The organism is Rhizobium sp. WSM4643 (assembly GCF_025152745.1).
In the GTDB taxonomy this organism is placed as follows: Bacteria; Pseudomonadota; Alphaproteobacteria; order Rhizobiales; family Rhizobiaceae; genus Rhizobium; species Rhizobium leguminosarum_I.
This window is the reverse complement of sequence record NZ_CP104041.1, coordinates 80046-102842: the sequence shown is the minus strand read 5'-3', so window position 1 is coordinate 102842 and position 22797 is coordinate 80046. Positions and strand designations below refer to the sequence as shown.

The window sequence follows — 22797 nt, the reverse complement described above, 5'->3', positions numbered from 1 at the left end:
GCGCCGCCTTTGACAAATCCCAGATCTGGCACGCAGCCGAAACCTCTCTGAGCTCACTCGAAAACATAACATAACGATACCACAATTCCAGTAAGATTTTTCTAGCGGTGTAATTTTTTTCATTTAAAATGGAGGAGCAAGGAGTTTACTGCCGCGCTGTCAAGCTATCGGCGTGGGGCATTGAAAACGATAGTGCGCGCAATGATCGATCTGTGAATTTCTTAATGAAAATCATATAGATGATCGCATCGCTCGACCGAATGACAAGTGTAAAGGCGACTGCATTTCCTGCCACTTTTTGCTGCGCCGCAGCGTGATGAACAAGATGTGAGGCCGTGCCTTTTGGTCAAGTTGCTGCGATAGTGCCGTTGACAGTTCGTAAAATTTATAACATCATTTCTGGCATAAGTAACATACTTCTATCACGGAAGTGGGTTCCTGATGGAGAATTTGCAGGGCCAGGCGGTTGGAGGAGACAGTCGCCGGTCTTGTTGAGGAGGCTTCCAATGCGAATTTTCGTCCAAAGTTGCGCTCTTGCGGGTGGCCCGCCGGCTTCTGTTCCGGTGCGGCGCAATGCTTCAGCCCGCCTGCGATCATCGTCGCGCTAACCCTCTCCATCTCGCCATTCCAAGCCAAGGCCGTCCGGACATGAGTACATCGCCCGATTATCCAGCATCAAAGCCGAGCAGCGGCAATCGCGGGCTCCTTGTCAGCGCGGCGTTGGCGGTTATCGTCGTTGCAGCGATCGCGTTCGATACGACGGTCGTCAAGATCGGTTCCGAAAACGATGTCCGCCAGCAGGTATTCTCTCCGGAAACCTTCGGCGCCGAGCAGTTCCCGAAGATCAAGGCGAATGTCGAGGAGCGGGCCGTTGCAGCCGCCGATCTCGCGGCCGCCATTGCCGCCGACAAGAAGGCGGCAGCTGAGAAATACGGCGCTGCGACGAGCACCGGACCGGTCATTCCCGTCACGCTGACCGGCGTTTTCGGCGCCCGCAAGTCGAATACTAACGAAATGAAGATTGATGGGTTGCCTCCCGAGACGGTGGTCCGTGTCCAGACCGGACCTGCGGTCAACGGCACGGACCTCCGCGATGCAACCGGCACCATCGAATTCGGCCAGTTTACCAACCAGATCCAGTATCAGGATGCCGGTTCGGCCATCAATAACGAGATGAAGAAGGCGGTTTTTACGGGCCTGGATCCTGACGCCCTGGACGGAAAGCAAGCGACCGTGGTCGGCGTCTTCAAGCTCATCAACCCGAAGAACTGGCTTGTCACGCCCGTGAAGGTCGAGCTCAAATGAGCCAGCCGCAACGCAGCAACGGGGCAAAAGGCGAGGTCGTCCTCGCAGCCCGCAACATCGCAAAATCCTACGGCAGCGTTCACGCCTTGAAGGGGGTGAACTTCGACATCCATCGCGGCCAGGTCACAACCCTGTTCGGAGAGAACGGCGCGGGCAAGTCGACCTTGATGAAGATCCTTTCGGGTGTGGCGCAGCCAAGCTCCGGCGAGATCATTCTCGACGGCTCGCCGATCAGCTTCAGCTCGTCGACCCATGCGCGCGAGTGCGGGATCTCCATCATTCACCAGGAGCTCAGCCTGGCCCCCAATCTCAGCGTCCGCGACAATATTTTCATGGGCCGGGAGATCATCAAGGGCGGTGTCGTCGACTTCGCTGAAGAGGAGCGCCAGACCCGGGAGCTGATGGAGGAACTCGAGGAAGACATCGATCCGCAGACACGGGTCGAGGATCTTCGCCTCGGCCAGCAGCAGATCGTCGAAATTGCACGAGCCCTCTCCATCAATTCGCGCATCCTGATCATGGACGAACCGACCTCGGCGCTGAGCGCGACGGAGGTGGAAGTGCTCTTCAAGGTCATCCACGACCTGACGAGCCGAGGCGTGTCGATCGTCTACATCTCGCATCATCTGGAAGAGGCGCTGCTGATCACCAATCACGCCGTCGTTCTGCGCGACGGAAACATGACGGCCTATGCCGAGCGCAAGGACATCGATCTCGAGTGGATCGTCCGCAACATGGTCGGCGAGAATTTCGACCTCGGCAGCCCGCCGGAAGGTCACCAGGTCGGAAACGTCTCGCTTTCCATCGAAAACCTCAGCGTCCCCGGTCCCTCCGGCGCTGCCTATAATGCAGTCGATCGCCTGTCTCTCCAGGTGCGTGCCGGCGAGATCGTCTGCATCTACGGGCTGATGGGCGCCGGGCGCACGGAACTGCTCGAGTGTATTGCCGGACGACTGCGCGCAAGTGGCGGAAAGGTTCTGCTCGAAGGACGGGACGTCAGTGGGCTCAGCATAGCGCGGCGCATTGCCAGCGGTCTCGTGCTCGTGCCCGAAGATCGCCAGCGCGACGGTCTCGTCCAGACGATGACTGTCGGCTCCAATCTGTCGCTTGCAAGTATTCGCGCCTTCACCAAAGGGCTTTTCACCTCAGGCCACCGGGAGCGCGATCTCGTCAGCGACGCGATCCGGCGGGTGCATGTGAAAACCGATGGCGGTGCTGCTTCGATCGGCTCGCTCTCCGGCGGCAACCAGCAGAAGGTCGTCATCGGCAAGATGCTGGCAACCCAGCCGAAGGTCATCCTGCTCGATGAGCCAAGCCGCGGCATCGACATCGGCGCCAAGGCGGAAGTTTTCAAGTTACTCGCGGAGCGTGCCAAGCAGGGATTGGCGGTCGTCTATTCGACGTCCGAAGTCAATGAATGCCTGAGCATCGCGCACCGCATCATCGTCATGCATCGCGGCAGGATATCGGCCGAGTTCGGCTCGGATGTCACCAAGGAAAAGATCATGGCCGCCTCCGGCGAAGCAGTGGTCGCGAACTAGCCTGGATTATGGAGCACTGATTATGTCAGTCACGAACGTCACCGAAAAGAAATCAGTTTCCAGCGGGCAGAAGCGCAATACCAATATCGTGCGTCTCATCCTGGAAGGCCGGGCCTTCTTCGCACTGATCGTCATCATCGCGGTCTTCTCGTTCCTGTCGCCTTATTACTTTACGCTGAACAACTTCCTGATCATGGCGTCGCATGTCGCGATCTTCGGCATTCTGGCGATCGGCATGCTGCTCGTCATCCTGAATGGCGGCATCGATCTGTCGGTCGGCTCGACACTGGGGCTTGCAGGCTGCATCGCCGGTTTCCTGATGCACGGCGTCACGCTCACCTATTTCGGCGTGATCCTCTATCCGCCGGTCTGGGCCGTCGTCGTCATCACATGTGCGCTCGGCGCGCTGGTCGGTGCGGTCAACGGCGTGTTGATCGCCTACCTCAAGGTGCCGGCCTTCGTCGCCTCGCTCGGCGTGCTCTACGTCGCCCGCGGTATCGCGCTCTTGATGACCAACGGCCTGACCTACAACAATCTCGGCGGCCGCCCGGAACTCGGCAATACCGGCTTCGACTGGCTCGGCTTCAACCGGCTCGCAGGCATTCCGATCGGGGTCATCGTGCTTGCGGTTCTCGCCATCATTTGCGGCATCGTGCTGAGCCGCACCGCCTTCGGCCGCTGGCTCTACGCCTCAGGTGGGAACGAGCGCGCCGCCGACCTTTCCGGCGTCCCGGTCAAGCGCGTGAAGATCATCGTCTATGTGCTTTCGGGCGTCTGTGCTGCGATCGCCGGCCTGGTCCTCTCCTCGCAGCTGACCTCCGCCGGTCCGACGGCAGGCACAACCTACGAGCTGACGGCGATCGCAGCCGTGGTCATCGGCGGGGCGGCGCTGACCGGCGGCCGCGGTACGGTTCGCGGCACCATGCTCGGCGCCTTCGTCATCGGTTTCCTTTCGGACGGTCTCGTGATCATCGGCGTCTCGGCCTACTGGCAGACGGTGTTCACCGGCGCGGTGATCGTTCTCGCCGTCCTGATGAACAGCATCCAATACGGCCGCAGGGTCAAATCGTCCTAACGGCTGAGACCGCACTTATCCACGACGGCAGGCTGGAATCCACGAAGCCGATTGGGGAAAGCACTGCCGGATCCCCGGCAATAACTGAACTCACAAATGGGAGAGAGACTATGTTTAAGAAAGGCATGCGCATACTTCTGGCCGCCGCGGCCGTAGCACCGCTTCTGGCAAGCTCGGCCTGGGCAGCGGGCATGATGACGATCATCGTCAACGATCCGTCGAATCCCTATTGGCTGACGGAAGGCAACGTCGCCAAGGCAACTGCCGAAAAGCTGGGCTACACGGCCTCGGTCAACGCCCACAAGGGTGACACCAATACCGAAAGCAACCTGATCGATACGGCGATCACCAACAAGTCGGTGGCGATCATCCTCGACCCGGCAAACGCCGACGGTTCCGTCGGTGCGGTCAAGAAGGCCGTTGCTGCCGGCATCCCGGTCCTCCTCGTCAACGCCGAAATCAACCAGGAAGGCCTGGCGAAAGCGCAGCTCGTTTCCAACAACGCACAGGGTGCCGCCCTCGGCGCACAGCAATGGGTCGAAGCGATCGGCGACAAGGGCAACTATGCCGAACTGTTCGGCGCTCCTTCCGACAACAACGCGGCAACACGGTCGAATGGCTACGAGACTGTCCTTTCGCAGTATCCGGATCTGAAGAAGGTCGCCAAGGAAGTTGCCAACTGGGACCGCACCCAGGGCCACAACAAGATGCAGTCCATGCTGCAGGCCAACCCTGATATCGTCGGCGTCATCTCGGGCAATGACGAAATGGCGCTTGGTGCGATCGCAGCACTCAAGGAAGCCGGCAAGCTCGCCAATGTGAAGGTCGGCGGCTTCGACGGTTCGCCGGATGCCGTTGCCGCCATCAAGGCCGGCGAACTCCAATACACCGTCCTCCAACCGGTTGCCGTCTTCTCCGAAGAAGCCGTCAAGCAGGCCGACAATCTGATCAAGACGGGTAACACCGGTGCCAAGAGCGAGAAGCAGCTCTTCGATTGCCTGTTGATCACCAAGGACAACATCGACAAGTACACTGGCCCGTTCGTTCTGGCGCAGTAAACGGAAGAGGGCGCTCGCGAGAGCGCCCTCATTTTCATGCTGGAAGCGACGGCCGACGTCTCAATCTTCGGTTGCGTTTCGCCTTTTTGCCTTGGCGCGGCAATCACTGTACGAAGCTGGGATCCACAATTCAGCGACAGGGGTGACCCGTGACACAGAAGACCAGCCGGGACGACGATCTGTTGGACCAGCTCACCAGCGACAGCCGGCAGACGCGCCAGATTGCGCGCCGCCGCATGATTGCAGAAGCCGTGATGGGTGAAGGCTCGATGCGGATTGAAGACCTGACCGACCGCTTTGGGATCAGCCTGATGACGGCTCACCGCGATGTCGACGAACTCGTCAGCCGCGGCCTCTTCAGGAAGACGCGCGGCATCGTCACTGCGGCGGCGACCAATCTCATCGAATCCAGCGACGTCTATCGCTCGAACCGCCAGTCGGCGGAAAAGAAGCTAATCGCCGAGGCGGCAATGCAATTCGTCGAACCGGGGCAGGCGATCTTTTTCGATGACTCGACCACAGTTCTTCAGATGGCGGCACATCTGCCTTCGAAAGTGCCGGTCACCGCAATCACCAATTCCCTGACCCTGATGAACGCGCTGACGGGCCTGCACGACGTGACGCTGCTCGCCCTCGGCGGCCAGTATTACAATTGGTGCAATGCCTTCATGGGTCGCATGACCATCAACGAGATCAAGGCTCTCAGGGCAGATGTCGCGTTCATCTCGATGTCGGCGATCAGCGATGGCACGGTGCTGCATCAGTCTCCTGAGACAGTCGATACCAAGCGCGCCATGTTCGATTGTTCCGTAAAGCGCATCCTGCTTGCCGATCATACCAAGTTCGAACGGCGTGCGCTCCACAGTTTCGCAGCACTGGATGAGTTCGACGTCGTTATCGTCGACGACAAGACCCAGCCGGTGCACATCGACCGCATGCGGTCCAGAGATATCAACGTGGTCATCGCCAAGGGCGCCGGAGGGCGCTCCTGACGGCGCGTGCCGGTTGTCCCTCGTGAGGTAAAAGTGAATGCCGACACTGCTCGGGATCGATAGCGGTTTGACCGTCACCAAGGCGGTCATCTTCGATATCGACGGCACGCCGCTTGCAGCCGCGCGTCGCCGCGTCACGCAGTTCATTCCGAAGGCCCGTCATATCGAGCGCGACATGGATGAATTGTGGAAGGCGACGGCCGATGCCATCAGAGAGGCAATTTCCCTTAGCGGACGGCCGGCAAGCGACATAGAGGGCATTGCCGCTACCGCGCATGGAGACGGCATCTACCTGCTCGATCACGCCCAAAAGCCGCTCGGCCGGGCCATTCTCTCGCTGGACAGCCGGACAGGGGCGATCGTCGACCGGTGGACGAAAAGCGATGTCGCCGACCTGTCGATCGAACTGACGGGGCAGATCCCGCATGTCTCAGCGCCATCGGCATTGCTTGCCTGGATCCGCGAAATGGAACCTGAACGCTATAAGCGCATCGGCCATTTCATCAGCTGCAAGGACTGGCTGCGGTTCTGCCTGACCGGGATCATCGGTACGGACCGCACCGAAGCGAGCACCTCCTTCACCAATGTCAAATCGCAGAACTACAGCGAGGACGCCCTGCGGTTGTTTGGATTGCAGGATCTCGTCCACGCCCTGCCGCCGGCCTCGCGCTCCGACCAGATCGTCGGTCGCGTCACCCGTGAAGCCGCGCAGCTGACGGGCCTTGCCGAAGGAACGCCGGTCGTTGCCGGTCTGCACGACGTCACGGCCTCGGCGCTCGGGGCAGGGGGCTATGCCGAAGGCGTTGTCGCGGTCATTGCCGGGACCTATTCGATCAACGAAACGCTTTCGTCGGAACCACGTGTCGACCGGCGCTGGTTCTGCCGCAACGGGATTGCGCCCGGCATCTGGAACAGCATGTCGATCTCTCCGGCATCGACAGCCAATTACGACTGGTTTCTGGACACGCTCTGCGCTGCCGAGCGGAAGAATGGCGAGGTGCAAGGCAACTCGATCCATAGCCTACTGGCGCCCGAGATCGCTGCCGCCTTCGAGCGCCCCTCGACCGCGCTCTTCCATCCCTATCTGTTCGGCTCGCCTTATGGCGCAGCCGCCAGCGCCGGCTTCTTCGGGCTCGGTGGATGGCACGACCGCGGCGACATGCTGCGCGCCGTGCTTGAGGGCATCGCTTTCAATCATCGCATTCATGTCGATGCGCTTCGCGACGGCTTTGCCTTCGATCAGGTGCGGCTCGCCGGTGGCGTCTCGCGCAATCCTGCCGTCGTCCAGATGTTTGCCGATGTGCTTGGCATGCCGGTGACGGTCACCGAGACGGATGAGGCGGCCGCCTGGGGTGCTGCGCTTTGTGCCGGGTCGGGCGTGGGTATCTTCGCCGATCCGCAGAGCGATCCGCGCGACACCGCCTCCATTGCGAAGACTTGCCGGCCGGATGCAGCGCGCAGCGCGGATTATGAAATGCGTTACCGGGTATTCCGCGATATTGCCGACGCGATGATCCCTCTTTGGCCTAGGATTGCCGCGCTTGCGCCGGAGCAATCGGCAAACTGAAAAGACAAATGCCTGCTGCGGCGGGCGATAGAGGACGATGAGCATGACCCCCGATTTGCAGCAGCGCTTCTCGAACCTCGGCGAGAACGATATCGACGTTTTGATCATCGGGGCAGGCATCAACGGCGCCGGCCTGTTCCGCGACCTCTCGCTACAGGGTGTCAATTGCCTGATCGTCGACAAGGCCGATTTTGGTTCCGGCACGAGCGCCGCACCATCGCGGCTCATTCACGGCGGCCTGAAATATCTGGAGACGGGTGAGTTCGGGCTGGTGGCGCAGTCGACTCTTGAGCGCAATCTCCTGCTCAAGAACGCGCCGCATTGCGTCGAGCCGCTGCCGACCTTCATTCCGGTCTTTTCCTGGACGCGCGGCATCTGGGCCGCGATCCGGACGCTCTTTGGGTCGAAGACGGCGCCACGCAGCCGTGGTGCGGTTCTCATCAAGATCGGGCTTCGGCTCTACGACTTCTTCGGTTCACGCGACCAGGTCATGCCGCGCCACCGGCTGATCCTGAAGAAACAGGCGCGCCGGGAGATGCCGCATATTACCCCCGCCATCGTCGCCGGCGGCATCTATTACGACGCCAAGATCAGCAGGCCGGAGCGGCTCGTCTATGAGCTCGTGCGTGATGGTCTCGATGCGAATGCGAGGAGCCTCGCGGCAAATTTCGCGACACTGGCTGCCGTTTCAGAAGGGCGTTTGACCTTCCGGCAGCCCGATGGTCGCGAATTCACCGTCGCTCCCAAGCTGGTCGTCAATGCGGCAGGTCCCTGGATCGATCACGTCAACACTTTGCTCGGCGCTCCATCGCGGCTGATCGGCGGCACCAAGGGATCCCATATCCTGCTTGACCATCCCGAATTGGTGCGAAGCCTCAACGGCCATATGATCTATTTCGAGGCCGACGACGGCCGCATCTGCCTGGTCTACGAGTATCTCGGGCTGGCGCTGGTCGGGTCGACCGATATTCCGGCGAATGATCCGGACAATGTCTCCTGCGAGGAGCCGGAAACGGAGTATTTCCTCGAAAGCATCCGCTCGCTGCTGCCGACGCTCCGCTTCGATCGCGATCAGATCGTTTACAGCTATAGCGGCATCCGCCCGCTGCCGGCATCGGATGCGACCGCACCGGGGCTGATCAGCCGCGACCACTCCGCGCCGGTGAAGGAGCCAGAGAACGGCAGACCGTTTCCGATCATTTCGCTGGTCGGAGGCAAGTGGACGACGTTCCGCGGCTTTGCCGAAGAGGTCGCCGACACCGTTCTCTCCCGGCTGCAGCGCAGCCGCAGCCAGTCGACACGCTACCTGGCGATCGGCGGCGGCAAGGCCTTTCCGGCTGTCGCCAAGCAGCGCAACGCCTGGATCATGGATACCGCCTCGCGCAGCGGCGTTGTTGCCGAGCGAGCCGACGAGCTGCTCGGCCGCTACGGCACGATGGCCGCGGCGTTCCTTTCCTTTCCTTCAGGCTATTCCGACGAGCAGCGCCTGACGGGTGCGCCGCGTTACAGTTTCCGAGAGATCGACTGGATCGCCCGGAACGAACTCGTCGTCCATCTGTCGGACATCGTAATGCGCCGCACGACGCTCGCGATCGAGGGCCGGTTGACGCTGGAAGGCCTGCGGGAAATCGCCGGCGTTGCCGGGGCAGCGCTCGATTGGAATGCCGAACGAACGGCAAGCGAAATCGAGGACGTTGTCAGCCAGCTGAGCCGCTTCCACGGCCAAGCACTGCCGGGCGGGCCTGTCGCCGCCGAGCCGGAAAAGGCACCGCGCCCGGCCTCGGGCTAGAACAGGATGATTTTAGGCCGGTCGGCCTAAAATATGAATCCTGTTCCACATTATATGGTGAGAGCATGATGTCCGAAAACCGCTTCACACTTTTCGGCATCATGCTCTAACCCAGTTTCAGGAGAAAGCCGGATCGAGAGAACCGGACTTGTAACGTTTCGCCATTTCCGAAACGGGAAGGGGCGTGATGCGGCCCGCCATACCGGCCGTGCCGAACTGTTCGAAGCGCTGCTTGCAGAGCTTGGTCAGCGCCGCCATCGCCGGCTTCAAATATTTGCGCGGGTCGAACTCGCTCGGGTCCTCCTGCAGCACGCGGCGAATCTGGCCGGTCATCGCCATTCTGCCGTCGGTGTCGATGTTGACCTTGCGCACGCCGTTCTTGATGCCGCGCTGGATTTCCTCAACCGGCACTCCCCATGTCGGCTTCATCTGGCCGCCATATTTGTTGATGATCTCCTGCAGTTCGATCGGGACCGACGACGAGCCGTGCATGACGAGATGCGTGTTCGGCAGCTTACGGTGAATTTCTTCGATGACGTTCATCGCCAGCACCGAACCGTCCGGCTTGCGGGTGAATTTGTAGGCACCATGCGATGTGCCCATCGCGATGGCGAGCGCGTCGACCTTGGTTTCGCGCACGAACTTCACGGCTTCGTCCGGATCGGTCAGCAACTGGTCGTGCGAAAGCCTGCCCTCGGCGCCGTGGCCGTCCTCGGCCTCGCCCATGCCGGTCTCCAGAGACCCGAGAACGCCGAGTTCGCCTTCCACCGAGATGCCGCCTAAATGCGCCATATCAGTCACCATCTTGGTGACGCCGACATTATAGGCCCAGTCGGCAGGCGTCTTGGCGTCCGCTTTCAGCGAACCATCCATCATCACCGAGGTGAAGCCCGCCTGGATCGCCGTCATGCAGTTGGAGGGATCGTTGCCGTGATCGAGATGCACGCAGACAGGAATATGCGGATAGATTTCGACGACGGCATCCATCATGTGCTTCAGCATGATGTCATGGGCGTAGGCACGGGCTCCGCGCGACGCCTGCATGATAACCGGCGCATGACACGCGTCGGCGGCTTCCATGATGGCGAGCGCCTGCTCCATATTATTGATGTTGAAAGCGGGAACGCCGTAGCCTTCCTCCGCAGCATGGTCGAGCAGTTGCCTCAGCGTAATGCGTGCCATCCAGGATTTTCCCCATATCGGTGGTCGAACGAAATGCCGCCATCTCCTCGAAACTAGAGCCCGGCCGCGAGCCGTTCAAGCGTCTAATTTAATAGGCAAAATGGCATAGGAGGAGAAATGTAACAAGCGACAATAACAATATCACAAACAGTATGATATTTCTCAAGAGTCATTTCCGCATGCACGAGCCGAATGAAAATCGGTGCATGTGCTGAAGATGGCGCGCCATGCCTTGCCGGTGATGGCGAGAACTCTTCAGACAGACACCCTGCGGCCGCGGAATCCAGAATATTGGGTAAACCGGGTCAGATGAGACCGTATTGTTCCGCCTTATTCCGCAGGAACGGGAGGCCCTTGTCCATGACCTCTTCCATATCGCGCGCAACGGGGCGCCAGACGGCCAGGCCATAGGCGACCTCGGCCGGCATGTTGATGAAGCTTTCCATGGCAAGCCCGCCCTTGAAGCCGATTGCGGCAAGAGCGGCATAGATCGCATCCCACGGGATGTTGCCGTAGCCCGGCGTGCCGCGGTCGCTTTCGGAAAGATGGATATACTTGAGGTGATCGCGGGCGATCAGGATGCCGTTTGCCGCACCCTTTTCCTCGATATTCATATGGTAGGTATCTAGGTGGACGAAGATGTTATCCGCGCCGACACGCTCCACCATGTCGACGGCTTGCTGCGCCGAGTTGATCAGGTGATTCTCGTAGCGGTTCACCGCCTCGACGCCGAGCTGGATGCCGTACTTCTTCGCATGCTTTGCCGCAGCGTCGAGCACCTTGGCGATGTTGTCGTATTCGCCTTGCGTCGGCGGCACGCCGCTGCGCTCGCCGATGCCGCCGAAGATGACGCCGGACAGAGCTTCCGCGTTCATGTCAGCGGTCTTTTCGATCGCCACCCTCAGGTGCTCGATCGCTGCATCCGGGCGGACGGAAGCCCAGGCATTTTCCGGCAGGCCGAGCGAGCAGACGGCGCGCAGCTTGTTTTTTTCAAGCAGGTCGCGGGTGTGTTTGGCATCGACGGCAGGCGCGTTGAGCAGCGCGATCTCGATGAAATCCATCTTGTAGTGCACGGCTCCGGCAATCGCCTTCTCGGCCCCTGCGCGGTCCCAGTTCATGGTCCACATGCTGGTGTGAACGCCGAAACCTTCCATGGTGGTATCTCCTATTTCACGATTCTGATGAACTTGGCCGAGAGCCACCGCAGCACCATCACGACGATGAGCAGGACACCCCAGACGGCAGTGGTGAGGTGCTGGTTGGCACCGAGCAGGTTGAGCCCCGAAGAGAGAAGCTGCAGCACGATGAGCGCGACGAAGACCGGCAGGACGCGGCCGAAGCCGCCGAAGGGATTGATGCCGCCGAGGAAGCAGGCAAGCACGGTGATCAGCAGGTAGGCCTCGCCGTGGCCGACGCGCACCGAATTGAAGCGCGCAAGCATGATGATCCCGGCAACCGCTGCCATCACGCCGGAGAGCATATAGACCAGCACCAGGACCTTGCGGGTGTTGATGCCGGAATAGCGGGCAGACTCGATATTGGAGCCGATCATATAGGTGGAAAAGCCGAGCTTGGAGCGCGAGAGCAGAATGTGGCTGGCGATCACGCAGGCGACCAGGATCAACAACGGGACCGGGATGCCGAGGATGCTGCCGTGGCCAATCGGAGCGATGAAGGTGGGGAAGCCTGAGATATCGCCGCCGCGCGTCAGGAACTCGCCGAGGCCGCGCAGGAAGATCATCATCGACAGTGAAACGAGGATCGGATGGGCGCGGGAAAAGGCGATGACAAGGCCCATGACCAGGCCGCTTGCCGCGCCGACGGCGAGCGCCAGAGCCGAGCCGAGGAGGAAGGCGCCCGGGCCGGCATCGATGCCGCCATTGGCCTGCAGCGTCCAGGCGAGCGTCAGGCCGGCAATGTTGGCGGTGAAGGTGATCGCAAGGTTGAGGCCGCCGGTGAGGATCGGCATCAGCATGGCAAGCGTCAGAACACCAAGCTCGGGAAGCTGAAAGGCGACCGATCCGAAGGTCGCGCCCGTCAGGAAATGCGGCGAGGCGAAACCGAAGACGATGAGCACGACCGCCAGCGCGGCGAGGGGACCGGCCATGTCGGGTCCGAAGAGGGCGTTGAAGCGGGCGGCGAGTGCGTTCATCAGCTCCCTCCGCTGTGTGCAGACCTGTCATCGGTCGATTTGCGGGTCGTAAACACCGGCACCAGATTGCCGATGCGGGCGCTCGACAAGGTGATCGCAACGAGGATGATCGCGCCGACAATCATCTTGAAGGCGAAGGGCGAGACGCCCATCAGATTGAGGCCGTTCTGAGTGATCGAGACGAGCAGCACGCCCAGCACACAACCGAGCACCGAGCCCTTGCCGCCGCCCAGCCGCGCCCCACCGAGCACCACTGCAGCCAGAACATCGAGCTCGCGGCCATAAAGCGCGTTCGGCACGACCTCCTGCGCATAATGCGCCTGCATGAGCCCGGCGATACCCGCCATCAACCCAAGCCAGCCGAAGGCGATGAACTGCATGGCGCCGATATTGATGCCGAAGCGGCGCGCCCCTTCCGGATTGTCGCCGAAGGCATAGAGCTGCCGGCCGGTCGTCGTGCGCGTAATGAAGAGCCAGGTGGCGAGCGCGCAGACGGCCATGACGACAACCGGCAAGGTGATCTCAGCCCAGCTCCCATCGGCCATTTCGCGCTCGTAGATGATGACGCGGCTCGTCAGCCAGTCCGGCAGATTATAAATCGACACGCCCTTGGTGAAAAACATCAGCAGGCCGAAATAGACGTTGAAGGTCGCGATCGTCGCGACGATCGAGATGATGCGGAAGCGGTGGATCAGGAAGGCGTTGATCATGCCGAGTACGATGCCGATGCCCGCCGCGATCAGGAAGCCGGTTAGCCATCCTCCCCCGCCGATCCGCTCGAGCGCAAGTGCAGTGACATATTGCACGATCGAGGCTGCGACGGCGAAGGAGATGTCGATCCCGCCTGATATCAGCACCACGAGCAGGCCGACGGCAAAAATGATGTTGACCGCGCTGATATTGAGCAGGTCGAAGACATTGCCGAGCGTGAAGAAACGGTCGGTCGTAAAAGCCAGGACAAGGCTCATCGCGATGATGACGGCAAACAGCATGAATTCCGTCGTATAGGAGAGGAACAGCTTACGCATAAACCGCCGCCTCCAGGTCCTTCAGTGTGGTCGCGCGCGGATCATGCCAGCCGGCGATGCGGCCCTTTTCCATATGGATGATCCGATCGGCGTTGAAATAGACCTCCGGCACCTCGTCCGAAATCAGGATGATCGCCAGCCCCGCCTCGGCGAGCCGGGCAACGATTTCGAAAATACCGGCGCGCGCGCCGACATCGACGCCGACGGTGGGCGCATCGAGGATCAACACCTTGGGATCGGTGGCGAGCCATTTGGCAATCGCGACGCGCTGCTGGTTGCCGCCCGAAAGCGTCGAGATCGCATCGTCCTGCTTGCCAATCCTGACGCCGAGATCGGCGATCCAGCGCGCGACGAGCGAGCGCTTCTTTTCCGTCGAAATGAGCCGACCGCTGAGGATGCGGTTGAGCGAGGCCATGACCAGATTGTCGGCGATGGATTGCGGCTGGTTGAGACCGAGCGAAAGGCGGTCTTCGGAGAGATAGGCGATGCCTGCGGTAATCGCCTCGCGGTTGGAGGCAAAGCGCACCGGCCGCCCCTCCAGCATAATCGTGCCGGCTGCAGGCCGGCGCATACCGAACAGCGTCAGCGCAAGTTCGGTGCGCCCGGAGCCTAGCAGGCCGGTGATCCCGAGCGTCTCGCCACGGCGCAGATCGAAGGAAATATTCTCGAACTCGCCGGGCCGAGAAAGATCGCTGACGGAGAGCAGGACCGGGTTCTGCGATAGGTCGCGGGCGCGAACATTCTGGTCGAAGGTGCGCCCGGTCATCAGCTCGGTGATCTTAGACTGAGTCATGCCCTCCACCGGATAGACCCCGACCAGCGCGCCATCGCGCAGCACCGTGATGCGCGAGGAGATTTCCAGCACTTCGGCAAGGCGATGGCTGACGAAGACCACGGCAACGCCCGAGGCCGATAGCGTGCGCACGATCGCCAGCAGATGATCGGTTTCCGACTGGGTGAGCGAGGCGGTCGGCTCGTCCATGAAAACGATCCGGGCCTCTCCAATCAGCGCGCGCGCGATGGCAACGATCTGACGCTGGGCGATGGCGAAGTCCTTGAGAGGTCTGTCGACGTCGAGGGTGACGCCAAGCCGGGCGAGCGCGTCCTCGGCTGTCCTGCGGATCGCGGCATAGTTGACGAAGCGCGGGCGCGAACCGGAAAGGGTCTGGAAGGCAATATTCTCAGCCACGCTCATTTCCGGAAAGAGCGCGAGGTCCTGCCAGATGATCTGGATGCCGCGGGACTGGGCCATGGCAGGCGTCATGTGGGATATCGCCTCACCGTCGAAGACGATCTCGGCGCCGTCTGCAGGCCGATAGACGCCGGAGATCACCTTGATAAGGGTGCTCTTGCCGGAACCATTCTCGCCGGCCAAGCAATGCACCTCGCCAGGCAAGACTTCGAAGGAGACGTTTTTCAGTGCCTTCACACCGCCGAATGTCATGTTGATGCCGCGAAGCGAAAGAAGCGGCTGGGCCTTCACACCATCATCCGTTGCCATGCTCATGCCGGTTGCCTGTCCAGTCGAATGCCATCAAAGGTCAATGGTCCAGCCATGGCCGGATACCGCTCGTTTTCCCGAACGTCGGGCCGGTCGATGTCGACCGGCCCGACACCCGGGGAGGGGGCCTCTTCAGAGGCCCATTGCGGCCAGGTCGTCGACCGTATCCTTGTTGATCGGCAGCAGCTGATCGACGATGATGTTATTGCCGACCGGCTTGATCACGCCGAGACCCGGGATATCATCACCTTCCTTGATGCTTTCGCCCTTGATCAGCCGATCGGCGAGCGTGACGAAGACTTCGCCGGCCTGCTTCGGATTCCACATGAAGCCGCCCGATATCGCGCCTGATTTGATCAGCTTCTGGCCCTGGCCTGGCGAGAACGGGCCGAGCACGAAGATCTTGCCCGTCTTGCGGCGTTCCTCGATAGCGCGCCCGGCGCCGATCGGGCCCTGGCTGCCGAAGGCGAGGAAGCCTTTCAGATCCGGATGGGCAGCGATGAGATCGAGCGCCGTCGAGCGGCTTTTGTCGACATCTTCTGCAACACCATAACGGTCGCCGACAAGTTTCATGTCCGGATAATTCGCCTTGATATAGGCGATTGCGGCGTCCGCCCAGGCATTGTGCAGGGGCACGGTGAGCGAGCCGACGAAGACGGCATATTCGCCCTTGCCGCCCATCTTTTCGGCGAGCAGCTTGCCGTGGGCCTCACCAAAACCGGTGGCCGATGCGAGTTCGAAATTCCAGTCGGCGCCCTTTTGCGAGGGCGATTCATGCGTAATGACCTTGATGCCGGCGGCTTGCGCCTTGGTCAGCACGGGCTCGAGCACCTTGGCATCGTTCGGAACGACACCGATGACCTTGACGCCCTGGGCGATCAGGTCTTCGATGGCGCGCACCTGCAGCGCCGGGTCGGCGCTGGTCGGGCCGATCATGAAGGCATCAACACCTAATTTCTGGCCCTGCTCCTTGATGCCGGCTTCCATCGCATTGAACCAGGGAATGCCGCCGATCTTGACGACAATGCCGACCTTCGGCGCGTCCTGCGCAAGCGCGACTACCGCCCCGGCAAGCGACAGCGATGCGGCAAATGCCGCTACGATAAGTCTCCTCATCTTCACTCCTCCTCAAGGTCGCTCATGGCGAACGACGACCACCGGCCGCTTTGCGGCAGGTTGTTCCTGGTTGCTTCGCGGCGAGGGAATACCCTTGCCTCCCGTCCCGCCTCCTCCGGCGAACCATTTTTGCGCAATCGATCTTTCTTTTTTGCACAATCGATGGTGCAATAACTATCGATCAAGGTATGGCTTTCGTCAAGAGGGGTTTGTTTCTAAGGGGAACGACAGGGGAAAAGGCGAGATATGGCAGACATCAGCAAGAAAAAGGCGACGATCTACGATCTCTCGATCCTATCGGGAGCGTCGGCTTCCACCGTAAGCGCCGTATTGAACGGAAGCTGGCGCAAGAGGCGTATCAAGGAGGCGACGGCCCAACTCATTCAGAACCTCGCGAACGAGCACGGATATACGGCAAATCTGCAGGCCCGCGGCCTGCGTTCGTCCCGCTCCGGCCTCGTCGGTCTTCTGCTGCCGGTGCACGACAACCGCTATTTCTCCTCCATGGCGCAATCTTTCGAGGCACAGGTCAGAAGTCGCGGCCAGTGTCCCCTCGTCGTCAGTGCCTGTCGCGATCCGGAGGAGGAGCGTCAGGTCGTCGAGACGCTGATCTCCTATTCGATCGACGAGCTTTTCATCGCCGGCGCAACTGATCCGGATGGGGTGCACAAGGTTTGCGAAAAGGCAGGGCTGAAGCACGTCAACATCGATCTGCCGGGCACGCTGGCGCCGTCGATCATCAGCGACAATTATGAAGGCGCGCGCATGCTGACACAGGCGATCATCGAGCGCGCGCAGGAGGATGGCCCACTTTCACCCGACGATCTGTACCTGTTCGGCGGCCGCAACGACCATGCCAGCCATGAGCGAATTCGCGGTTTCCGCGACGTAAAGCGCGCATTGCTGGGCGCGGATCCCAACGTCTGCATCCAGCCGACCGGCTATTCCCCCGCCACGACGGCGCGTGCCTTCGAAGCCTTCTACGAAGGCCACGGAAAGCTGCCGCGCGCATTCTTCGTTAATTCCTCGATCAATCTCGAAGGGCTGATGCGCTTCCTCGCGCTGCACCCGCACGAGACCTTCGCCGATATCATCGTCGGCTGCTATGACTACGACCCGTTCGGCTCCTTCCTGCCTTTCCCCGTTTTCATGATCCGGCAGGACAGCGAGGCGATGATCACCAAGGGGTTTGCGATCCTCGATGCAGACCGCCGCCCGCCAATCACGCATCTGGTGCGGCCGACGCTCGTGCCGCCACGCACGGCACTGACCGGCCCGCTCGATGCGCTGAAAGATATCGAGTGATGCGTCCTGCCTCGTCGGAAACGCAGGTCTGATGAAGCAGCGTGTCGACAACCGCCTTATCGGATCTAGCTTTCTGTGATGCGGCGATCCTCATCGGAGCCGACGGAAAGCTGCTTCCAGTCGAGGTCTTCCTGCAGCTCGAGATATTGCGTCGCGCCGATCTGGTCTGTGTCGCGCAATTCCTCGAGGCGCTGGCGCTGGGCGAGAACGGCAGCGATCGTCAGGTGACGGCGGCGATCGAGCGGCGAGGTCTTGTTTGCATCGTTTGATGCGGCCCAATGATCCTTGCAGATCGTCCGGATCGCTTCGGCCTCAGTACCGTCTTCCTTCTCAAGCCGCTGAAAGGCCGCTTCTGCGAGCGATCTTCGGGCAGCCCTAAGTTCATCGCGGACCTCTGCCTGCCGACCGAGCTTCAGGAAATGGATCATCGGTGCCAGGGTCGCCCCCTGAATGACCAGGGTTGCGAGAACCACCGTGAAGGCCGTGAGCACGACCAGGTCTCGTTCCGGAAAATCGGCAGGGAGAGCGAAAGCCGTCGCCAGCGTAACGAGGCCGCGCATACCGGCCCAACCCACCAGCAAGGTTTCTCCGGATGTGAAAGGCGCCAGTTCATGGCCGCTTCGGTGGCGAGACGCGACGACGGCGTGAAGCAGGAACGCCATCGCCATGCGCGCCAGGATGACGCCGACCACCACGATGGCGGCAAATCCCATCGCCCGCTGAAGCTCTTCAGTCGACATCGTCTCGAGGATGCGGCGCGCCTGCAGCCCCATCAGCAGGAAAGCCACCACATTCAGCAGGAAGACGACCGTCGTCCAGACCGCGAAGGAATGCACCCGCATCCGTGGCGAATCCTCGACCGAAGAGAGGGCGGCGATGGTCATTGCGCTCGCTACCGTGGCAAGGACAGCCGACAGGTGCAGATGCTCCGCGATCAGCCAGGTCGAAAAAGCGTAGACGAACTGAAGCAGGGTCCCACCAACCGTATTTTCGGTTATCGGCCGAAGCCGCGAGACGACAAAACCGAAGACGATGCCGAACAGGATCCCTCCAGGTGCGGCAAACCCCACCTGAAGCGCCGTCCCGGCATCCAGCCCACCCCGCGCCTGGACCGTGAGCGCGGCCCCGAAAAGCAGCAGTGCGGTCGCATCGTTGAACAGGCTTTCCCCCTTGAGCAGGGCATCCACACGGCGCGCGATGGGCAAATTGGAAAGGACCGCCGTGGCGGCTGCGGCATCAGGCGGTGCAACGATTGCGCCGAGTGTGACCGCAACCGCAATCGGAAGCCCGACTGTCAGCATGCTGATCGACACCACCACGCCTGTCGTGACGAGAACCGCAACAACAGCATAGAAGAACAGCGGCACCAGCATGCGCCGGGCCGCACCCACCGGGAAATCATAAGCCGAGTCGACCAGGACGGGGGCGATGAACAGGGCAAGCGCCGTCGGCGGATCGATGGGGATCGTGGGTGCGCCGGGCAGCATCGCTACTGCGACGCCGGCGGCAGCCAGGATGCCGGGGTAGGGCAGGCGCGTGCGACGCGTCACCTGCAGCAACAAGATGGCAACCGCCAGCAATGCAACGAGTGTTTCGAAGAACGTCATTTCAGCATACTAGCAGGCTTTCGAGCACATTGAAGCGGGTGCGGCCCCGATGTAAAACTTGTGTCGTATCAAGCTGCTGATGCAGCGGCGGAGGGCGATCATGGACTACGAGGTTGCGATTGTCGGCGCTGGCGCGGCCGGCATAGCAGCAGCAAAAGGGGTGGCCGATTCCGGCCGCTCGGTCATCATCCTGGAGGCCAGCAATCGCGTTGGCGGACGAGCCTGGACAATCGAATTGGCCGGAATGCCGCTGGATATGGGGTGTGGCTGGCTGCATTCTGCCGAGCGCAATCCTCTCGTCGCTATCGGCCGTGCCGCCGGGTTCAACATCGAGCGCGGGCCGACGGCGTGGCAAAGCCAGTGGCGCGATCTCGGCTTCACGCAGGAGGAGCGCGCGGCCGCGGCGGCGGCATGGACCGCGCTTGAGGAGCGGATGCGGGCTAATCCCCCCGCCAGCGACAGGGCGTCGGACGCCCTGGAGCCAGATGGCAAATGGAACGCCTACTGCCAGTCCCTCAGCGGATATATGAACGGCGTGCCGCTCGATCTGCTGTCGGTCACCGACTTTCTTGCCTATGACGATACGGCGACCGATGCCAATTGGCGGGTGCATGAAGGCTATGGAAGTCTGATCAGCGCGGCCGTTCCGAACGTGGCCCTGCACCTTTCGACGCCCGTACGACGCGTGACATTGACCGCGAACGGCGTCCAGTTGGAGACCGACCGCGGTCCTGTCACGTCACGTACCGTGATCATCACCGCATCGACCACCGTTCTGGCCCGCGGAGCCATTATCTTCGACCCGGAGGCCGACGATCACCTCCATGCCGCAAGTCGGCTGCCGCTTGGCCTCGCAGACAAGCTGTTTTTGGAACTCCATGGTAATCATGGTCTCGAGCCGGAAACCCATCTGCTTGGCGACCCGCAGAATGCCGAGACCGGCAGCTATTATATCCGGCCGTTCGGCCGGCCGATCATCGAAGGCTTCTTCGGCGGAAACGGCGCTGTCGTCATCGAGCGCGCGGGTTTGGTGGAGGCATTTGCCTTCGCACTCGACCAGCTGTCATCGCTGCTCGGCAGCAACATCCGCCGCCACCTGCGGCCCCTGGCAGCCTCTTCCTGGTGTCGTACCGATTGGATAGGCGGCTCCTATAGCCATGCGTTGCCCGGCCATGCCGACGCACGCGCAGTCCTGGCGCGCCCGGTCGGCGACCGGCTGTTTTTCGCCGGCGAGGCGACGCACCAGTCCGACTTTTCGACCGCGCATGGCGCATGGGAAAGCGGCTTGCGGGCCGCCGACCAGGCTGCAGCTGTTCTACCACCCTCGTGATATCCCGGCCACTGACCCCTTAAGGTCGAATTTCACCGCCTAACGTCAGGACGAGGAGCCTGATGAAATGGATGCGCTCGTTCCAAGGGAAGCGGTTAGCCTGCAGCTTTATCATTGGCAGCTTGTGTGGTAGGAGCGGGTCATGACATCACTGATCGATTTCGATTGCCGAAGCTGCGGAGCCTGCTGCTCCTATTCGCCGAGCTGGCCCAGATTTTCCACCGAAACGGAAGCTGCTCTCGATTTGCTGCCGGCGCACCTCGTAGCCGCAAACGAGCAGGGAATGCGTTGCGACGGTGCGCGTTGCTCCGCTCTGGTCGGTCGCGTCGGTTCAGAGACATCCTGTCAGGTATACGATCTTCGGCCTGACGTCTGCCGCGCCTGCGTCCCAGGCGATGGCGCTTGCTTGACCGCCCGCGAGTTCTTCGGGATCGGTCAGTCAAGTTTGTCGCCCGCCCACTTCGATGCGCGTTTGCCAGTCAACTGAGATGTCACCTCGACTCCGCGGGTTGGACACGGCGGCGCCGAGACAGGATGAGCGAGCTAAAAAGAGTCCGCCACCTCCAGTTCCATAGGGTTCTGCTCCTAGGCGCGAAAACGCCTGTGATCAGCGACATACGGGAACTGTGGATTCACCAAACCTCAACGCTAACGGGCTGAGTGTCGCCGGGTGTTTGCAGGCGATCGAACCATCTGGCTATAATGGCTAGCCGTTGCCAAGCGGCGGCCCAGTGAAACGAAGGTGGTGCCTGCGGGCAGATTCTGCGATGCGATCCATGTCCTGCGGAATCTGGAACTTGCCTGCCGCCATGTCGGCAAAAAAATCTTCGAATCCCCCCGGCGTCAGGATCACCAGATGGCGCGAAGGCATGCCGCCGATAACCCTGAAGGTGTGCTCCATTCCGCGTGGCACGAAGACAGTTTCGCCGGCCTTCTTCGTGAACCTCTCGCCTTCCACCCAGAACTCGCACAAGCCGGAGAGAAGGACGAAGGTCTCGTCCTCTCTTTCATGGATGTGTCGCGGCGGCCCGCTTCCGACGGGAGACAGGCTGTCGACGATGGACATCGCTCCGCCAGTTGCTGCATTCGTCAGAATAGGTCGGTAAGAAACACCGAGCCATTCAATGGTATCGGGACATTCCAGTAGATCAATCATCGTTTCCTCCTCGGTTGGGATGAAACGAAAGCGCTTTCGTGTTGTAGTTTTTACCATCCGATCCGTTATTAAGAAAATCGTTTGATCATATAGAAACTATCGGTGAAATGAATTTCGCGACCTTTGATCTCAATCTTGTGCGTGTGCTCGACGCCTTGTTGCGGGAAGGGTCGACCGTGAAGGCCGGTGAGAAACTTGGAATGTCTCAGTCAGCGGTTTCCGGCGCACTCTCAAGACTGCGTCATGCGCTCGATGATCAGCTGTTCGTCCGTCATGGCCAAGGTTTGCGCCCGACGGATTATGCAAGAGGTTTAGCCATGCCTCTTCGTGAGACGCTCGACAGGATGGAGGCGCTGTTCAGTAGCACCTCTTTTGATCCCGGTAGCGCCAGCCTCACTTTCAAGCTAGCAGGAAGCGATTTCTTTGCGGAGATGCTGATGCCGCGGCTGGCGCGCGAGATTCACGAACGTGCTCCGGGTATTCGGGTGCAATTGGTCGACCTCGTCCCAAACAGCTACATCGATTCTCTTGAGCGCTATGAAGCCGACATGGCTCTCATTCCTGATGCAGAATTTCCAGACTGGATCGACCGACATGCGCAATTCCGGTCGTCCTTCACAACTATCGCCCGAAAAGGAAACGCAGCAATCGAAGCAGCCGGAATAAAATCTGGCGCAACCCTGCCGATCGATCTTTTTTGCGATCTCGGGCACATCCTCTTCTCCCCTGAAGGAAACACAAAAGCCATGGGTGATGCGGCACTGGCCAAGATCGGACGAACTCGGAAGGTGGTCATGACGGTTCCTGTTTTCTTCGGCGTCTGCCGAGCTGTAAGCGAGAGTGATCATATTGCACTCGTCCCTCGACAATTGGCAGAGCGCTTGGCGGATCTTTTCGGGCTCTCCCTCTATAACGCTCCCATGCCGCTTCCGCCGGCCCTCATCGTCGGCGTGTGGCACAAGCGCTCGACAGGGAACCCCGCCCATCGTTGGATTCGGAACTTGATCGCCGAGATATTGCTGCCACTTAATGTCGGCGAGCAGCCCCTGCCAAATGAAGCGTGCTGACGGTGCTTTCCCGCGTCGATCGGCAA

19 protein-coding genes are annotated in these 22797 nt (G+C 60.9%); 11 read left to right on the top strand and 8 right to left on the bottom strand.

Annotation, left to right across the window (positions count from 1 at the left end):
• The first annotated feature begins 648 nt into the window (after nucleotides 1-648).
• The 7 genes from N1937_RS24365 (at nucleotide 649) to N1937_RS24335 (ending at nucleotide 9327) form a co-directional block, all read left to right on the top strand.
• Nucleotides 649-1305: a DUF2291 domain-containing protein gene (locus tag N1937_RS24365; protein WP_260059551.1), complete on the top strand. Its 657-nt coding sequence runs from the start codon at nucleotides 649-651 to the stop codon at nucleotides 1303-1305.
• The gene (locus N1937_RS24360) at nucleotides 1302-2846 is read left to right on the top strand and encodes a sugar ABC transporter ATP-binding protein (RefSeq protein ID WP_260059550.1); all 1545 of its coding nucleotides are present in this window, start codon (nucleotides 1302-1304) and stop codon (nucleotides 2844-2846) included. The genes N1937_RS24365 and N1937_RS24360 overlap by 4 nt, the downstream gene beginning before the upstream one ends.
• Before the next feature lie 22 nt (nucleotides 2847-2868).
• A complete protein-coding gene (locus tag N1937_RS24355; protein ID WP_017967824.1) occupies nucleotides 2869-3921 on the top strand; it encodes an ABC transporter permease in 1053 nt (350 codons plus the stop codon).
• 110 nt (nucleotides 3922-4031) lie between these two features.
• A complete protein-coding gene (locus N1937_RS24350) occupies nucleotides 4032-4979 on the top strand; it encodes a D-ribose ABC transporter substrate-binding protein (protein ID WP_017967825.1) in 948 nt (315 codons plus the stop codon).
• Nucleotides 4980-5128: 149 nt separating this feature from the next.
• Nucleotides 5129-5971 (top strand): DeoR/GlpR family DNA-binding transcription regulator, encoded by an 843-nt coding sequence (locus N1937_RS24345; protein ID WP_003562490.1) that lies wholly within the window; start codon nucleotides 5129-5131, stop codon nucleotides 5969-5971.
• A gap of 37 nt (nucleotides 5972-6008) precedes the next feature.
• A complete protein-coding gene (locus N1937_RS24340) occupies nucleotides 6009-7538 on the top strand; it encodes an FGGY-family carbohydrate kinase (RefSeq protein WP_260059533.1) in 1530 nt (509 codons plus the stop codon).
• Nucleotides 7539-7575: 37 nt separating this feature from the next.
• A complete protein-coding gene (locus N1937_RS24335) occupies nucleotides 7576-9327 on the top strand; it encodes a glycerol-3-phosphate dehydrogenase/oxidase (protein ID WP_260059531.1) in 1752 nt (583 codons plus the stop codon).
• Between the two features lie 117 nt (nucleotides 9328-9444).
• Here N1937_RS24335 and fba read toward each other — a convergent pair whose 3' ends face one another.
• The 6 genes from fba to N1937_RS24305 all read right to left on the bottom strand — a co-directional run bounded on the left by fba (nucleotide 9445) and on the right by N1937_RS24305 (nucleotide 16306).
• Nucleotides 9445-10509, bottom strand: coding sequence for a class II fructose-bisphosphate aldolase (gene fba / locus N1937_RS24330; protein ID WP_260059530.1), 1065 nt, complete (start codon nucleotides 10507-10509; stop codon nucleotides 9445-9447).
• 305 nt (nucleotides 10510-10814) lie between these two features.
• Entirely contained in the window at nucleotides 10815-11663 is an 849-nt protein-coding gene (locus tag N1937_RS24325) for a sugar phosphate isomerase/epimerase family protein (RefSeq protein WP_260059528.1), read from the bottom strand.
• A gap of 11 nt (nucleotides 11664-11674) precedes the next feature.
• A complete protein-coding gene (locus tag N1937_RS24320; RefSeq protein ID WP_260059527.1) occupies nucleotides 11675-12661 on the bottom strand; it encodes an ABC transporter permease in 987 nt (328 codons plus the stop codon).
• Nucleotides 12661-13689: an ABC transporter permease gene (locus N1937_RS24315; RefSeq protein ID WP_260059526.1), complete on the bottom strand. Its 1029-nt coding sequence runs from the start codon at nucleotides 13687-13689 to the stop codon at nucleotides 12661-12663. Before N1937_RS24315 ends, N1937_RS24320 begins: the two co-directional genes overlap by 1 nt.
• Nucleotides 13682-15196, bottom strand: a complete 1515-nt coding sequence (locus tag N1937_RS24310) for a sugar ABC transporter ATP-binding protein (RefSeq protein ID WP_260059525.1) — start codon at nucleotides 15194-15196, stop codon at nucleotides 13682-13684. The genes N1937_RS24315 and N1937_RS24310 overlap by 8 nt, the downstream gene beginning before the upstream one ends.
• A gap of 126 nt (nucleotides 15197-15322) precedes the next feature.
• Nucleotides 15323-16306, bottom strand: a complete 984-nt coding sequence (locus N1937_RS24305) for an autoinducer 2 ABC transporter substrate-binding protein (protein WP_260059523.1) — start codon at nucleotides 16304-16306, stop codon at nucleotides 15323-15325.
• A 246-nt stretch (nucleotides 16307-16552) separates the two neighbouring features.
• On the opposite strand from N1937_RS24305, the gene N1937_RS24300 reads away from it, so the two are divergent.
• On the top strand, nucleotides 16553-17611 hold the full coding sequence (locus N1937_RS24300; protein WP_260059522.1) for a LacI family DNA-binding transcriptional regulator: 1059 nt from the start codon (nucleotides 16553-16555) through the stop codon (nucleotides 17609-17611).
• 65 nt (nucleotides 17612-17676) lie between these two features.
• On the opposite strand, the gene N1937_RS24295 is transcribed toward N1937_RS24300, so the two are convergent.
• On the bottom strand, nucleotides 17677-19218 hold the full coding sequence (locus tag N1937_RS24295) for a cation:proton antiporter (protein WP_260059521.1): 1542 nt from the start codon (nucleotides 19216-19218) through the stop codon (nucleotides 17677-17679).
• Nucleotides 19219-19318: 100 nt separating this feature from the next.
• Here N1937_RS24295 and N1937_RS24290 point away from each other — a divergent pair, with 100 nt between their 5' ends.
• Together N1937_RS24290 and N1937_RS24285 are read left to right on the top strand one after the other, a co-directional pair.
• On the top strand, nucleotides 19319-20548 hold the full coding sequence (locus tag N1937_RS24290) for a flavin monoamine oxidase family protein (RefSeq protein WP_260059520.1): 1230 nt from the start codon (nucleotides 19319-19321) through the stop codon (nucleotides 20546-20548).
• 142 nt (nucleotides 20549-20690) lie between these two features.
• Nucleotides 20691-21035, top strand: coding sequence for a YkgJ family cysteine cluster protein (locus tag N1937_RS24285; RefSeq protein ID WP_260059519.1), 345 nt, complete (start codon nucleotides 20691-20693; stop codon nucleotides 21033-21035).
• A gap of 219 nt (nucleotides 21036-21254) precedes the next feature.
• Here the strand turns inward: N1937_RS24285 and N1937_RS24280 are convergent, their stop codons facing one another.
• A complete protein-coding gene (locus N1937_RS24280) occupies nucleotides 21255-21704 on the bottom strand; it encodes a cupin domain-containing protein (protein ID WP_222313327.1) in 450 nt (149 codons plus the stop codon).
• Nucleotides 21705-21811: 107 nt separating this feature from the next.
• On the opposite strand from N1937_RS24280, the gene N1937_RS24275 reads away from it, so the two are divergent.
• The gene (locus N1937_RS24275; RefSeq protein ID WP_260059517.1) at nucleotides 21812-22771 is read left to right on the top strand and encodes a LysR family transcriptional regulator; all 960 of its coding nucleotides are present in this window, start codon (nucleotides 21812-21814) and stop codon (nucleotides 22769-22771) included.
• The last annotated feature ends 26 nt before the right edge of the window (nucleotides 22772-22797 follow it).